At 70.7% G+C, this 13,544-nt stretch carries 13 protein-coding genes and 1 pseudogene; 1 reads left to right on the top strand and 13 read right to left on the bottom strand.

From position 1 onward, the window contains the following. Positions 1-27 precede the first annotated feature (27 nt). On the bottom strand, positions 28-966 hold the full coding sequence (locus IG08_RS0124675; RefSeq protein ID WP_030606224.1) for a sigma-70 family RNA polymerase sigma factor: 939 nt from the start codon (positions 964-966) through the stop codon (positions 28-30). A gap of 29 nt (positions 967-995) precedes the next feature. Here IG08_RS0124675 and IG08_RS61530 point away from each other — a divergent pair. After that, positions 996-1,124, top strand: a pseudogene (locus IG08_RS61530) (pyridoxamine 5'-phosphate oxidase family protein); the annotation flags it as partial. Positions 1,125-1,169: 45 nt separating this feature from the next. Here the strand turns inward: IG08_RS61530 and IG08_RS0124670 are convergent. The 12 genes from IG08_RS0124670 to IG08_RS0124615 all read right to left on the bottom strand — a co-directional run bounded on the left by IG08_RS0124670 (position 1,170) and on the right by IG08_RS0124615 (position 13,435). Further along, the gene (locus IG08_RS0124670) at positions 1,170-1,589 is read right to left on the bottom strand and encodes an SHOCT domain-containing protein (RefSeq protein ID WP_030606223.1); all 420 of its coding nucleotides are present in this window, start codon (positions 1,587-1,589) and stop codon (positions 1,170-1,172) included. 62 nt (positions 1,590-1,651) lie between these two features. Further along, entirely contained in the window at positions 1,652-3,052 is a 1,401-nt protein-coding gene (locus tag IG08_RS0124665) for a DUF2252 domain-containing protein (protein WP_030606220.1), read from the bottom strand. Positions 3,053-3,460: 408 nt separating this feature from the next. Next, positions 3,461-5,077, bottom strand: a complete 1,617-nt coding sequence (locus tag IG08_RS0124660; RefSeq protein ID WP_030606218.1) for an MFS transporter — start codon at positions 5,075-5,077, stop codon at positions 3,461-3,463. A gap of 333 nt (positions 5,078-5,410) precedes the next feature. Further along, entirely contained in the window at positions 5,411-6,832 is a 1,422-nt protein-coding gene (gene hydA, locus IG08_RS0124655; protein ID WP_030606216.1) for a dihydropyrimidinase, read from the bottom strand. 29 nt (positions 6,833-6,861) lie between these two features. Continuing rightward, positions 6,862-7,242 carry an allophanate hydrolase-related protein gene (locus tag IG08_RS0124650; RefSeq protein WP_030606214.1) on the bottom strand — a complete coding sequence of 127 codons (381 nt, stop codon included), beginning with the start codon at positions 7,240-7,242 and terminating at the stop codon, positions 6,862-6,864. Positions 7,243-7,255: 13 nt separating this feature from the next. Continuing rightward, positions 7,256-8,419 (bottom strand): NAD(P)/FAD-dependent oxidoreductase, encoded by a 1,164-nt coding sequence (locus IG08_RS0124645; protein ID WP_030606213.1) that lies wholly within the window; start codon positions 8,417-8,419, stop codon positions 7,256-7,258. Further along, complete coding sequence (locus tag IG08_RS0124640) at positions 8,416-9,783, bottom strand: FAD-dependent oxidoreductase (RefSeq protein WP_052424865.1); 1,368 nt, start codon at positions 9,781-9,783, stop codon at positions 8,416-8,418. The genes IG08_RS0124645 and IG08_RS0124640 overlap by 4 nt, the downstream gene beginning before the upstream one ends. After that, on the bottom strand, positions 9,776-10,069 hold the full coding sequence (locus IG08_RS54435; protein ID WP_106981018.1) for a (2Fe-2S)-binding protein: 294 nt from the start codon (positions 10,067-10,069) through the stop codon (positions 9,776-9,778). Before IG08_RS54435 ends, IG08_RS0124640 begins: the two co-directional genes overlap by 8 nt. A 35-nt stretch (positions 10,070-10,104) precedes the next feature. Next, the gene (locus tag IG08_RS0124630; protein ID WP_275937272.1) at positions 10,105-10,854 is read right to left on the bottom strand and encodes an amino acid ABC transporter ATP-binding protein; all 750 of its coding nucleotides are present in this window, start codon (positions 10,852-10,854) and stop codon (positions 10,105-10,107) included. Positions 10,855-10,856: 2 nt separating this feature from the next. Beyond that, the gene (locus IG08_RS0124625; protein ID WP_043455053.1) at positions 10,857-11,576 is read right to left on the bottom strand and encodes an amino acid ABC transporter permease; all 720 of its coding nucleotides are present in this window, start codon (positions 11,574-11,576) and stop codon (positions 10,857-10,859) included. 19 nt (positions 11,577-11,595) lie between these two features. Next, positions 11,596-12,468 carry an ABC transporter substrate-binding protein gene (locus IG08_RS0124620; RefSeq protein ID WP_030606203.1) on the bottom strand — a complete coding sequence of 291 codons (873 nt, stop codon included), beginning with the start codon at positions 12,466-12,468 and terminating at the stop codon, positions 11,596-11,598. A 7-nt stretch (positions 12,469-12,475) separates the two neighbouring features. After that, on the bottom strand, positions 12,476-13,435 hold the full coding sequence (locus tag IG08_RS0124615; protein ID WP_030606201.1) for a dihydrodipicolinate synthase family protein: 960 nt from the start codon (positions 13,433-13,435) through the stop codon (positions 12,476-12,478). Positions 13,436-13,544: the final 109 nt, after the last annotated feature.

The following is a 13,544-nucleotide window of genomic DNA, read 5'->3' as shown; positions in this document are numbered from 1 at the left end:
CGTACCTACCGGCGGCATCGGCTCGACTCATCGCGCCCGGGGAAACTCGTCGGAAGAAATCTGTTCGGGCAGGTCAAATGCCGCGAACACGCGGGGGTCGGCGAATACGACGTTGTGCGCGACCTTGCCACCGGTGACCGTGAGGACCTGGAGCGTGTGCAGCCGATGCCCGCCGCCGTGCTCCGGCGCGTACGCGGCGAGCGCGGGCTGTCCGTTGGCGGTCAGGTGCTGTACGCCCCAGCCCGTCCCGCGCATCTCGAACACGCGGTGCATGAACAGGCCGTAGTCGCCGCTGCCCTGATACCACAGCGGAACCGGCGGCATTTCCAGGACTGCCTCGTCGGTGAGGAGCCGCACGAGCGCGGGGACGTCGGCCGCCTCGAACGCCCGCATGTAGCGCTGGATCACCGCGTGTACCTCGGGATCGTCCGGCTCGGCGACCTCGACCACGTCCCCCACGTCCGCGAGGGCGGCGCGGGCCCGCTGCAGCGCGCTGTTGACCGCCGCGACCGTGGTCCCGAGCTGCGTGGCGACCTCGGCGGCGCTGAACTCCAGTACCTCGCGGAGCACGAGCACGGCCCGCTGCCGCGGCGGCAGGACCTGCATCGCCGCCACCCACGCGAGCCGCAGGTCGGCCCGCATCCCCACGTCGAACCGCGCGTCGGGAAACGGCTGCAGCCAGGGAATGTCGAGCGCCGGCATGAGCGGTGCCCCGGGATCATCGCTCGGCGCGCCCAGCCCGGACGGCAACGGCCGCCGCCCGCGCCCCTCCAGCGCCGTCAGGCACGCGTTGGTCGCGATCCGGTACAGCCAGGTCCGCACGGACGCCCGCGTGCCGTCGTACCGATCGCGGGCCCTCCACGCGCGCAGCATCGTCTCCTGCACCACGTCCTCGGCCTCATCGAACGCACCGAGCATCCGGTAGCAGTACGCCACCAACTCGCCCCGGTACGGCTCGAAGTCCACGGGCCCATCATGGTGTACGGCCCGCGCGCATCGCGACCAATGGCCCGACGGTGCGCCCCGTGTGGTTTCTGTGGGAGGACGGAGCTTTCCGGGTCCTGACGGGGCCATGGGCCGGGCTCTTCGATCACGTCAGGTCAAACCCCGACGTCGCCCTCGTCCCGGGCCAAGGGATGGGGCACGTGGGAGTGGTGGCAGGGCGTCCTTCAGGACGTCAGGACCTTCTCCTTGGCGTGCTGGAACTCCGCCTCGGTGAGGTCGCCCTTGCTCTTCAGCTCGGAGAGCTTGGCCAGCTCGTCCGCGTGGCCGACCGTGCCCGTGCTTTCGACGGTCTGCCGGAGGTACGCGTCGAGCGCCTCCTGCCGTGCCCTGGCGGCCTGCTGTTCGCGCCTGCCCATGTCACGGCCCCGGGCGATCAGGTACACGAAGATTCCGAGGAACGGCGTGATGAGCACGAAGAAGGTCCATCCCGTCTTCCCCCACCCGCTCAGCGAGTCGTCGCGGAAGACATCGCCGATGACGCGGAACAGCAGGATGATCCACAGGATCCAGAGGAAGATCCACATCATCGTCCAGAACGCGCCCAGCAGCGGATAGTCGTACGCCAGATACAGGTTGTCGCTCATGGTCGTCCTCCTGCCTTGCCGTGCCGTGCGGCGCGACAGTCGTCTCCGGCCCTCGGTGGGTCCTATGCGCTCTGGGCGGCGACTCGGCCGGTGTGCACGGCGTCGGTGAGGGCTTGGTGATCGCGTTCGTTCTGGTCTGCGTAGCGTTCGGCGAAGATCGTGAGTGCGCGGTCGAAGGCATCGCCGGCGCCGAGGTAGGCGGCGATGGCGATGCGGTCTCCGGAGCGGGCGTGGGCGCGGGCGAGGGTGGCGCCGCAGACTTCACCGAAGGCACGCATGTCCTTGGGGACCATGAGCTGAGGTTCGGCGATGCCTTTCCAGTCCCTCAACTGGCGGACGTAGAAGTCGCGTTGGCGTCCGTCCATGCCGATGACGCGTTCCCAGCCCAGGAAGATGTCGCTGGTGGCCTGCATGAGGCGCTGCCCGGCGACGACCCGTTGGCCCTGGTTGTCGTAGGCGCTCGTCCCGGCGTACGGGGCCAGCACCGACGGGTCGGCTTCCTTGGCCTGCAGCAGCAGCGGGTCCTCGTCGTCCCTGCCGAGCAGCAGGATGATCCAGCAGCGGGTGCCGACGCTGCCGACCCCGACGACCTTGCGGGCCATGTCGACGACCCGGTACTGCCGCAGCAGATGGCGCCGGTCGGACTGCAGGCTGTGGCCGTACCGCTCGATCAGCTCGCGCAGCTGTTCCTCCACGGCGTCGCGTTCGGCGCCCGGCAGCAGGTCCTGGATCGGCACGATCAGGGGCGGGTCGGGGGTGATCCTGCGCCGCCCGTCGACCACCTGCGTGAGCTTCGCGAAGGCCTGGAGGCTGTCGCGGCCGCGGGCCTTGGCCATGGCCCGCCGGGTACGCGCGCGGGCCCGCGCGCCCAGCTTCCGGTCCGCCAGCGCCTGCAGCACGTCCATGCCGACCTGCGTGTACCAGACAGCGAGGTTGCCCTGGCCGGCGAAGCCGCGCATCCGCTCGCGGTAGGACCGTACGGCGGCGCGTACGACGGAGGCCCGCTCCGCATCCGTGTAGCCGTTCTCGCGTCCGGCGATGGCCAGGCTCGCGGCCAGCCTCTTGACGTCCCACTCCCAGGGGCCGGGCAGGGTCTCGTCGAAGTCGTTGATGTCGAACATCAGCTGTCGCTCGGGCGAGGCGAGCAGCCGGAAGTTCAGCAGATGCGCGTCCCCGCACAGCTGCGCGGTGATTCCCGAACGGGGGGTGTCGGCCAGGTCACCGGCCATGATGCCGGCGGCACCCCGGTAGAAGCGGAAGGGGGACTCCAGCATCCGGCCGTAGCGGATGGGCACGAGTTCCGGCAGCCGGGCGGCAGATTGCGCCTCGATGATGTCCACCGGGTCCGGTCGTTTCGCCGAGGGCTGGTACTCCGCGTGGGCGGAGCGCGGCGCGTCCGCCCGGGCGGCCCGTCCCCGCGCTGCCCGTTCTTCAGGAAGGCTCCCGCTGACCTGGTCAGCCATGACGCCACCTCCTGGGCGGAGCGGCCCTGTGGAGCACCTGCGCCGGACCGGGCTCTCAGCCCCTCTCCCACCGTTCCACACTCCGCACCAGCAGGCATCTCGGCCATCAGCGTTCCCAGCGACGGGACGGCCCCGTGACGGAACCGCCGCCTCCACCCCGCCCGTCTTCGCGGCGTGGGCTCACCAGCCAGGAACCACATGGGCCGGCGTGGGGGGGCGCCGTACCGCGTACCCCCATCGCCATTCGCGCCGGGACCGACGTACACGATGACCGAGGGCGTGATTTCCTGCGGCCCCTCATCGAGTCGCCGGACCGGGCGACACCCGCTGGCCAGTCATGCGACCAGGGCCCGCTCGGGAGCGGTGTCGGCGGCTGGGTGGTGTTCGCCGCCGTCCTGCCGTCGGCGGCTAGGACTCCGTCGAACGGGGCTGGGTCTTCGGGATCCTGTGGGTGAAGAACAGCGCGAGGAGAGCGGTGAGGGCGAGGATGGCGAGTGCGGCCCGCAGACCGTCGATCCTGGCGTCGGCGTTCGCGTCGAGTGCCGCCTGAGTCACCTCGGTGCTCGTGCCCGCTTTGGCGAGGGCGGCCTTGAGCTGGGCGTCCGACAGGAAGGGCGCGCCGCTCTGGAGCTCGACGGCAGCCTGGCTCTTGACGTCGGCCGGGACGGCCGGATTCTGGTCCACGCTGGTCAGGAACGACGTCGTGAGTGTGGCGATCAGGATCGACCCGGCGAGTGCCGTACCCATCGATGCGCCGAGGTTGGTCACGGCGTTCTGCACGCCGCCGACATCTGCGCTCTGTGTCTTCGGTACCGCGGACACGGTGACAGAACCGAGCTGGGACGCCAACGCTCCCATGCCGAGCCCGATCAGCAGGAGGGGGACGGTGACGATGGCCGCGTCGGCGTCCACGTCGAGCGCGGCCATCAGGGCCACCGCACCTGCGAACAATGCGAGGATCCCGAGCCGCACCACCCGCCGCGGCGAGACGTTCGGGAGAAACCGCGGGATCAGGATCGCGGCCGCCAGCAGCGTCAGTGAGAGTGGCAGGATGCGGGCACCGGTCGACAGCGCGGACAGCCCCAGGGCGACCGACAGATAGAGCGGTACGACGAAGAACACGCCCATTTGCACGAGGTACTGGAAGAAGAACATCGTCAGCCCGCCGGTGAGCTGCTTGTTGTGCAGCATGGCCGGGTCGACGAGCGGCTCCCTGCCCCGTTCCACGAGGCGGGCCTCCCAGCGAAGGAAGAGCCAGATCAGAAGCAGACCTGCCAGCATCAGCCACACGACAAGTGAGATGCCGAGCCACGAAGGCGCGTCGGGCTTCGGCCGGAACCAGCCCCATTCGCCGGAACGCAGTACGCCGTAGACGAAGACCCCCAGCCCCAGAGCGGACAGCATCGTGCCGACGAGATCGATGCGCGGGCGTTCGTCGCTCGCGGCATCGGTGATGCGGCGGGCGAGCACCAGGATGCCCAGCACCACCAGGACCTCGCCGGCGAAGACCCAGCGCCAGGAGAAGTACGTTGTCGCGACGCCCCCGATGAGCGGTCCGAGCGCGATGGCCACGGCCCCTGCAGCCGCGACGAGTCCGTAGGCGGCGGGACGGCGTTCAACGGTGAAGTTGCCGGCGACGAGTGCCACGATCGCGGGCAGGATGAGCGCCGCTCCGACTCCCTCGAGGAACGACCAGCCGAACAGCAGCACCGGCAGGTTCGGCGCGAGCGCTGTGGTCAGAGAGCCGCAGCCGTAGATGCCGCAGCCGATCATGAAGGCGCGTTTGCGGCCGATCAGTGCCCCTGTTTTGCCGCCGGGGATCATGAGCATCGCCATGACCAGGGTGTAGGCCGTGATGGCTCCCTGGACACCCGTCACCGTCGTGCCCACGTCCTCGGCCACCGTCGCGATCGAGACGTTCATGACAGAGCTGTCGAGCGCCATCAGGAACTGACCGGCAGCGAGTGTCAGCAGAACGAGTCGCGCTGTTGCCGAACTCTCAGTAGTGCCTGCAGGGGACGTCATGGGCGGATTGTCCCAACTGTCTCGGAGGGCTATCCGTGACGTGCCGCGGAGGTCAGCCGGTTGGCGGACTGGTTCTACTGGCGGACGCCCGTTGCTGGTGGGCGCTCCCCGTCCTGGCCGGGACGGCCGGACCAGGAGGGGATGCCCATGGGCAGGGCGAACTCTCCTGGAAGCAGCCGCTGATCCGACTGCGGCTCCCGTGGCGCCGGTCGAAGCTCCTGCTCATGGCCCGCCGTCCGGCCCGGGCACGCCCACCACGAGCGTGAACCGGCCCGGCGCGGACTCGACCAGCCGGCTGTCGCGCCGTTGGCCGCGTCGAGGGGACCTGCAGGATCAGCAGACCAGGGACCGGCTCAAGGGGCCGGAGCGCAGGTGGCGGCCCCGGGGTTCGGTGTCCGTCAGCCGGCCCGCCTCGACGACGGGACGGCCGCCCACCACGACGGTCTCCGGCCAGCCGGTGACCGGCATGCCCTCGTACGGCGTGTAGTCCGTGGCCATGTGCAGGCCCGAGCTGCGGACGGTCCGGGTGCCCGTGGGGTCCCAGATCGCGAGGTCCGCGTCCGAGCCGGGCGCGATGACTCCCTTGCGGGGGTACAGGCCGTTGAGCCGGGCCGGGTTGGCGCACATCAACTCGACGAAGCGGCCCGCCGGCAGGCCGCCCTTGACCACCAGCTCGCTGAAGATCACCGGCATGCGGGTCTCCACTCCCGGCAGACCGTTGGGCATCGCCCGTACGTCGTGGCTCACCGACTCCTTCTGGGCCGTGTCGTAGCAGCAGTGGTCGCTGCCGATCGTGGCCACCTGGCCCATCAGCACTCGGGAGCGCAGCCCGGTGACCGTGTCGGCGCCGCGCAGGGGAGGGCAGCACACGAACCGCTCCGGGTGCGGGCCCGCGTACGCGGTGTCGTCCAGGACGAGATGGTGGGCGACGGTCTCGGTGAAGGCACGCACCCCCCGGCTGCGGGCGCGCGCCACCAGGTCGACGGCCTCGGGCGTGGACTGGTGCACGAAGTACACGGGGGCCGCGACCGATTCGGCGATGGCGAGGATCTCGGCGACCGAGGCGTTCTCGGCCAGTTCCGGCCTGGTGCCGGCGTGGTGGCAGGCGCTGATCGCGCCGGCTGCTTCACCGCGTTCCTGCACGTCGGAGATGATGTGGTCGGCCTCGCAGTGGATGACGACCATGCCGCCGAGGTCCCGCAGCGTGGTCATCACGTTGAGGATGGTCTTCTCGTCGGCCATGGTCTCGCCGCGGTAGGTGGTGAACATCTTCACCGTGACGATGCCGTCGGAGGCCAGCGACCGCAGCTGTTCCGGCACGGTGTCGTCCCACTCGACCACGCACCCGTGCAGTGCGCTGTCGCACAACCCCTGTGCTGCCTTGGCGCGTTGGGCCGCGGCGACGTCGGCCGGGTTCTCGCCGGGGCGCGGGATGGCGAAGTCCACGATCGTGGTCGTACCGCCGAAGACGGCCGCCGTGGTCGCCTGCCGGTAGTCGTCGAGGGAGGTGAAGTCCCCCGAGGTGAAGCCGACATGGCAGTGCGGGTCCACACCGCCGGGCAGTACGAGGCGTCCGGAGGCGTCGATCTCGGTGATGCCGGGCGGCTGCGCGGAACGGTACGCGCCCGGTTCCACCACCCCCAGGACCTTGCCGCCGCCGACCAGGACGTCCGCGGCGCCCTGCCAGTCGGCGTTGACCACGGTGCCGCCTCGGACGACGAGGTCGACGGGTTCGATCGATGAGGGGTGGGACATGGCGGACCTCCAGCGAGTGGGACGACGGGTCAGAGCGTGGCGAGGTAGGCGTGCCAGCCGCCGTGGGCGGTGATGTCGACGACGCCGGGGGCCGTCAGTGCGGAGGCGCGCATGCGCATCGAGAAGGAGCCCGAGCCGTCCGCCAGGGCGATCACGCCCAGTTCGAGTTCCGCGGGCTCCTCGGGCAGCAGCCGCTCGCGCAGCACCTCGTAACTGACCTCGTACACCTCGCCGTTGATCGCGGCGCCGCCCTCCGTGACCGGGTGCAGGCCGGGGAACTCGTCGCGTACGGAGAAGAAGCGGTAGGCGGGCGCCGTGCGAGCGGGGCCGAGCAGGCGGGCGTCCTGCAGTGCGTGGTTGAGGGTGCCTCCGGACATCGCCTGGCCGTTGACGAACATCTTCAAGGTCATGAGTGAGTGCCTTTCAGGGCGATACGGGAGTGGTGGCGGCGTCGTGCAGCAGACGGCCGGGGCCCAGGTCGTCCACCGGGTCGGCCGGGGGCTCCCCGGCGATCTGGCGGCACAGCGTGTCGCCCCACACCGGGGCGAGGGTGAACGCGTAGGTGCCGCCCGCGACGAAGAAACCGGGGTGGCCGGGGACCTCGCCGATCACCGGCATCTCGTCCGGGGTCGCGGCCAGCGGGCCGGCCCACATGCGCAGCAGCCGCAGGTCGCCGAGGAACGGCAGGATCCGACCGGCCTGGGCGAGGTTGCCGGCCATGCTGGGCACGCTGACGGTGCTGCGGCCCGCCATGTCCAGCTCGGCGGCCGGCCAGCCGCCGCCGATCAGCAGGTTGCCGGCGCTGACCTGCTTGACCGACATGCCCTCGCCGATGTGCTGGACCAGGTGATGCATGACCGGCGGGACCCGCACGGTCACGTGCATCTGGATCGCGACCGGTGACATACGGATGTGGATTCCGGCCAGCGCGGAGATCTCGGTGATCCACGGTCCGGCCGTGTTGACGACCACGGGTGCCGTCCAACTCCGGTCGCCCGAGCGCACCTTGTAGTCGTCGCCGACCCGCCGGATGCCGGTCACCGGGGTGAAGGCGTGCAGTTCGGCGCCGAGGCGGCGGGCGGCGGTCAGATAGGCGGGGGTGATCAGGAGCGGGTTGGCGTAGCCGTCGAGCGGGCACCAACTGGCGGCGCGTACACGGTCCGAGAGCAGCGGCAGTTGCTTGCGGGCCTCGTCACCGGTGAGCACCTCGGTGGGGATGCCGGCCCGCCGCTCCCACTCGTGCTTCTCCCTCAACTCCTCTTCCTGTACGGCGGTTTCGGCGACCATGAAGCCGCCGCCGCGCCGCAGCTCCACGTCCGCGCCGAGCCGTTCCTCGATCTGCGACCAGTGGTCGGACGCCCGGCGCTGGAGGGGCAGCAGACGGGCGCTGTCGACGGGGACCTCCTGGCCCGGGCGGCGGGTGTGGATGGCCTGGATGTGGAGGTTGCCCGCGGTGGTGCCGGAGCCTTCGCGGTTGGGTGCGCCGCGCTCCAGGACCACGACCCGGTGGCCGCGTTCGGCGAGGTGGAAGGCGGCACTGGCGCCGAGGATGCCGGCGCCGACCACGACGACGTCGGGCTGGGTCACCGGACGTCCTGCCCTTCGACCGTCGCGGCCATGGGCAGCGGCCGTATCGGCATACGGGCCGCGAAGCACTCCGCCTCGCCCCGCCCGGCCAACGCCGCGACGATGTGGCCGCATTCGCGTCCCTGACAGGGGCCCATGCCGGCGCGGGTGGCGGCCTTGGTGCCGTGCAGGTCGTTCCAGCCGGTCGCGGCGGCCTGCCGGATCTCGCCTGCGCTGACGCTCTCGCAGCGGCAGACCTGGGTGGCGTCGGGGATGTCGGCCGTGGCCGGCATGGGGTAGAGGCGGTCGGCCAGTGCCGCGAAACGGTCCAGGGCGCGGGCCCGGCGACGGAGGCCGGCCACCCGCACGGGCGCGCGTCCGGGTGCCAAGCGGCGCAGGATCGCGTGGGCGGCGAGCTGTCCTCGTACGCCCGCCGCGTGCACTCCCGCGATACCGGCACAGTCCCCGGCGACGTACAAGCCGTCCACCGAGGTCGCACCGTCCGCGTCCACGACCGGGAGCTGTTCCGTGCCCGTCGGGTCCGGCTCGGTTCGGCAGCCAAGGAGCCGGGGGAGTTCGGTGCTGGGGCGGAAGCCGAAGCCCACGCACAGGGCGTCGGTCTCCAACCGCCGTACGCTGCCGTCCTCGTGGCCGATGTCCACGGCGGTGACCTGGGTGTCGCCGTATGCCGCCAGTACGCGGGAGCCCTGCTCGACGCGGACGCCGTGGCGGGCGAGGGTCAGCAGATAGCGGGCGGCTTCCGCGAGCCGTGCCGGCTGCCGCAGCGCGCCGCCGATCACCGAGGCCCGGGGACGGTAAGGGTGGTTCAGCTCGATCAGCGCCTCGATCCGGGCGCCCACCTCCAGCAGCGCGCAGGCGACCGGGAGCAGGAACGGGCCGGTCCCGGCCAGCACGACCCGGCTGCCCACGGGAACCCGGTCCATGGTGGCCAGGTGCAGGGCGAACCCGGGGGTGACCACGCCCGGCAGCGTCCAGCCGGGGAAGGGCAGGGAGCGTTCGTACGCGCCCGTGGCGGCGAGTGTGGCCCGGGTGCTCAGGCGTCCGAGGGCGCCCGTGTGGACGTCGGAGGTGAACAGGGTGCGGCCGGCGTCCTCGGCGCCCCAGACCAGGGTGCCGGTGCGGCAGACGACCCCGGCGGCCCGCACCTGGCGGATCAGTTCGGTGCCGCGCGGGCGGAAGTCGCCGAAGGCGGCGGCGAGTTGCTCGGCCCGGCGCTTGTAGTACTGGCCGCCGAGGGTGTCGGACTCGTCGAGCAGTACGACGCTCAGCCCGCCCCGAGCCAGGACCAGCGCCGCGTGCAGTCCGGCGGGCCCGCCGCCGATCACCGCGACGTCCGTCTCCGACTCCGCCATGACGTCAGCCATGTGCGACCGTCGGCAGGGGCTCGGTGTGGGTGCGGATGTCCATGCCGTCGGTGACGTGCGCGGTGCAACTGCGGGAGCCGGGGCGGCCGTTGAGGGTCACCTCGCACTCCAGGCAGACGCCCATTCCGCAGAACGGGCCGCGCAGCCGGCCGTCGACCGGGTTGCGGCGCAGCGGCCAGATGCCGGCCGTGACCAGGGCGGCGGTCACGGACTGGCCCGCCCAGGCCTGGCTGGGGATGCCGTCGATGGTCACGGTGACCGTCTCCGGCAGGGGGCTGGTGCTCATGGCTGTGCTCACAGGGCTCAAGGGGGGTGGGGGGTTCAAAGAATCCGCTCCAGGAACTGGCGGGTGCGTTCGTGTTCCGGCGCGGAGAAGAAGAGGTCCGGGGACTTGTCCTCCACCACCAGGCCGTCGGCGATGAACACCACCCGGTCGGCCGCCGCTCGGGCGAAGCCCATCTCATGGCTGACGACGATCATGGTCATACCCTCCTCGCGGAGCCGGACCATGACGTCGAGGACCTCGCCGACCATCTCCGGGTCGAGCGCCGAGGTGGGTTCGTCGAAGAGCAGCAGTTCCGGGCGCATGGCCAGGGCGCGGGCGATGGCCACCCGCTGCTGCTGGCCGCCGGAGAGCTGGGAAGGGTAGGAGCCGGTCTTGTCGGCCAGGCCCACCATCGCCAGCAACTCGCGGGCGGCGGCGCGTGCTTCGGCCTTGGACACGCCGTTCACATGCACCGGACCGGATGCCACGTTGTCCAGCGCGGTCATGTTCGGGAACAGGTTGAACTGCTGGAACACCATGCCGGTACGCCGCCGCTGGACGGCGATCCGCCGTTCCCTCAGGGCGCCCTTCTCGCCGTAGCCGATCCGCTCGCCGCAGATGCTGACGGTGCCCGAGTCCGGGGTCTCCAGGTGGTTCAGGGTGCGCAGGAAGGTGCTCTTGCCGCCGCCCGACGGACCCAGGACGAGGACGACCTCGCCCTGCCGGACCGTCAGGTCGATGCCCTTGAGGACCTCGACTCCGCCGTACGACTTGCGGACCTGGCGCGCTTCGACGACCGTCTCGATGTTCATCGGGTCTCCAATTCGAGGACCGCGCTCTTCATGCGGCGGCCGCTGGTCGGCCTGCTCTCGTGGCCGCGGCCGACCCGGACCTCCAGCCACCGCTGGACCAGTCCCCACAGGGTGGTCATCGCCAGGTAGTACAGGGCCGCCGCGGTGAGGCCCTCCAGGACCCGGAAGTTGGTCTGGACGGCGAACTGGGTGCGGCGCAGCAGCTCTTCGACGGAGATCACCGAGACGAGCGTGGTCGTCTTGAGCAGGCCGTTGAAGCTGTTGCCGAGCGGCGGGACCATCACCCGCAGCGCCTGCGGCATGACCACCACCCGGAACACCTTCCAGGGCGGCATGCCCAGCGCGCGGGCCGCCTCGGACTGACCGCGCGGGACCGAGAGGACCCCGGCGCGGACGATCTCCGAGAGGTACGCCGCCTCGTTGAGGACCAGGCCGGTCAGGGCCGCGCTGATCACGCCGAGGCGCAGGCCCAGCTGGGGCAACCCGGTGTAGATGATGACCAGTTGGACCAGCAGGGGGGTGCCGCGCATCAGCCACACGTAGAAGCCGGTGACCGCCCGGACCGGTGCGATGCGGGACGCTCTGCCCAGGGCCACGAGCACGGCGAGCGGAAGGGCGAGCGCCATGCTGACCGTGGTCAGCCAGATCGTCGTCCAGGCTCCCTGAATGAGCTGGGGATTGCTGAGGAAGGAGAAGAAGGCATCCCAGGACCACATGGCTCTCGCCCTTCGCTGGTTACTTCGCGCTGATCGCGCCGGTGGTCACCTTGAGGTCGCCGGTGTAGGCCGTGACGCCGTACTTCTTGAACAACGTGGCCAAGTAGCCGTTGTCGCGCAGGGTGTTGAGCGCGTCCGCGACCGCGTCGGCGGGCTTCTGCTTGCCGAAGCCGAGGGCGAGCGGGGCGGGGTTCATGCCCTTGACCGCCGTCTCGAAGCGGCCGTCCTTCTGGTAGTAGCTCGTGACCGACTCGACGATGGCCACGCCCTCGACCTGGCCCGCGGACAGTGCCTGGTAGGCGTCGGCGGTGGTCGTGAAGGTGCGGACGCTGATCTGCGGCTTCCCGGCGGCCTTCAGTTCCTTGTTGAGCGCGGTGAGGGTGTCGAACTCGTAGCCCGGGGCTTCCACGGCGATGGTCTTGCCGGACAGGTCGTCCTCGGAGGTGATCTTCTTCGGGTTGCCCTTGGCGACGGAGACGGAGACGCCCTGGATCTCGTACGGGACGAGCTTGACGGTCTCGGCGCGCTCCGGTGTGTAGAACATGCCGGTGTCGATCATGTCCCAGCGTCCGGACTGCACGCCGGGGATCTGCGCGTCGAAGGGGATGTTGACGAACTTCGGGGTGAGACAGAGGAGTTTGGCTATCTCGTTGCCGAGGTCCACCCGCATGCCGACGATCTTGTTGGAGGCGTCCAGGTACTGCATGGGCGGCAGGGTCGCGTTGGTCGAGATCGTCAGCGTGCCCGCCTTGACCAGGTCCGCCTTGCCCACTTTGGGCGTGCAGCCGGTCGGGGACGCGGCGGCGGACGACGAGGACGAGTCCTCGCTGCCGCAGGCCGCCACGGTCAGAAGCAGGGCGGCGGAGGAGGCCGCGATGAGAAGTCTGCGCACGGTCGGTTCACCTTTTTCCGGTGCTGGTGGAACAGGGGTGCAGCCCGGCCTCGTCGAGCGCCTCGGACAGGCCGAGCAGCGCGGACGGGTCCTCCAGGGGGAGCAGCGGGGGGCGTACGTGCCCCCCGGGCTGCCCGAGCAGCCGCATGGCGGCTTTGAGCTGCGAGGTGGGTGAGGCGAACCGTGAGCTGTAGTCGTCGTTGACGAGCAGGTTCACAAGCCGTTCGTAGCGTGCGGACCATTCCCGGGCCCGGTCGAGGTCACCGGCCCAGTAGGCCTCGTAGAAGGGGACGGCGAAGGGGGCGCCGAGGCCGCCGCCGTCGATGTTGCCCGCGCCGCCGAACTCGGCCATGACGGCCATGCCCCGGCGGTGGATGAAGCGGCCGAAGACCTGGACCTTCCCGGCCAGGGCGGCGCAGGTGTCCGCGACCTTCAGCTCGTCGCCGGAGCTGTCCTTGACGGCCACCACGGTGTCGAGTTCGGCCAGCCTGACCAGGGTGTCGACCGTGATGTCGACGGCGGTGCCGCGCGGCCAGTTGTAGACCATGAGCGGCAGGTCGACCGCCCCGGCGAGGGCGGCGTAGAAGGCGTGGATCTCGTCCTGGCTCGGATGGACGTAGGGCGGCGGGGTGGTGAGGATGCCGTCCGCGCCGATCGAGCGGGCGTGTGCGCCGTACCGTGCGGACTCGGCCGCGGTGTACGCGCCGCAGCCGATCACCACCGGTAGCTGTCCGGAGAGTTCGGTGACCGCGATCTCGGCCACCCGGCGGCGTTCCTCGGGGGTCTGGGTGAACCACTCGCCGGTCGTGCCGTTCACCAGGACCCCGTGGACGCCGTGGTCGGCGTACAGCCCGAGGAGTGCGCGCCAGGCGTCCTCGTCGAGAGAGCCGTCGGCGGCGAAGGGGGTGGGCGCGGCCGGCCAGTAGCCGCGCCAGGGGACGGCACCCGAAGCGGTCGAAGGGGTCACTGCGTACTCCGTGGGATCGATTGCACAGCACGGTGGCAGCGGATCGGGGTGGAGGTCAATGTCGTTTTGGCTGGAAACTGCTCGTGAAACGCATTGTTTACGCCACCGA

Origin of the sequence: Streptomyces fulvoviolaceus (assembly GCF_000718165.1) — a bacterium.
Taxonomy (GTDB): Bacteria; Actinomycetota; Actinomycetes; order Streptomycetales; family Streptomycetaceae; genus Streptomyces; species Streptomyces fulvoviolaceus.
The sequence above is the reverse complement of the archived record's forward strand: the minus strand, read 5'-3'. Positions and strand labels throughout refer to the sequence as shown.

Bases quoted from the DNA above. Each gene is read 5' to 3' on its own strand.
- hydA (WP_030606216.1), bottom strand. From the start codon at position 6,832: ATGTCCCACCCCTCATCGATCGAACCCGTCGACCTCGTCGTCCGAGGC.
- IG08_RS0124670 (WP_030606223.1), bottom strand. From the start codon at position 1,589: ATGAGCGACAACCTGTATCTGGCGTACGACTATCCGCTGCTGGGCGCG.
- IG08_RS54435 (WP_106981018.1), bottom strand. From the start codon at position 10,069: ATGAGCACCAGCCCCCTGCCGGAGACGGTCACCGTGACCATCGACGGC.
- IG08_RS0124665 (WP_030606220.1), bottom strand. From the start codon at position 3,052: ATGGCTGACCAGGTCAGCGGGAGCCTTCCTGAAGAACGGGCAGCGCGG.
- IG08_RS0124660 (WP_030606218.1), bottom strand. From the start codon at position 5,077: ATGACGTCCCCTGCAGGCACTACTGAGAGTTCGGCAACAGCGCGACTC.
- IG08_RS0124650 (WP_030606214.1), bottom strand. From the start codon at position 7,242: ATGACCTTGAAGATGTTCGTCAACGGCCAGGCGATGTCCGGAGGCACC.
- IG08_RS0124625 (WP_043455053.1), bottom strand. From the start codon at position 11,576: ATGTGGTCCTGGGATGCCTTCTTCTCCTTCCTCAGCAATCCCCAGCTC.
- IG08_RS0124640 (WP_052424865.1), bottom strand. From the start codon at position 9,783: ATGGCTGACGTCATGGCGGAGTCGGAGACGGACGTCGCGGTGATCGGC.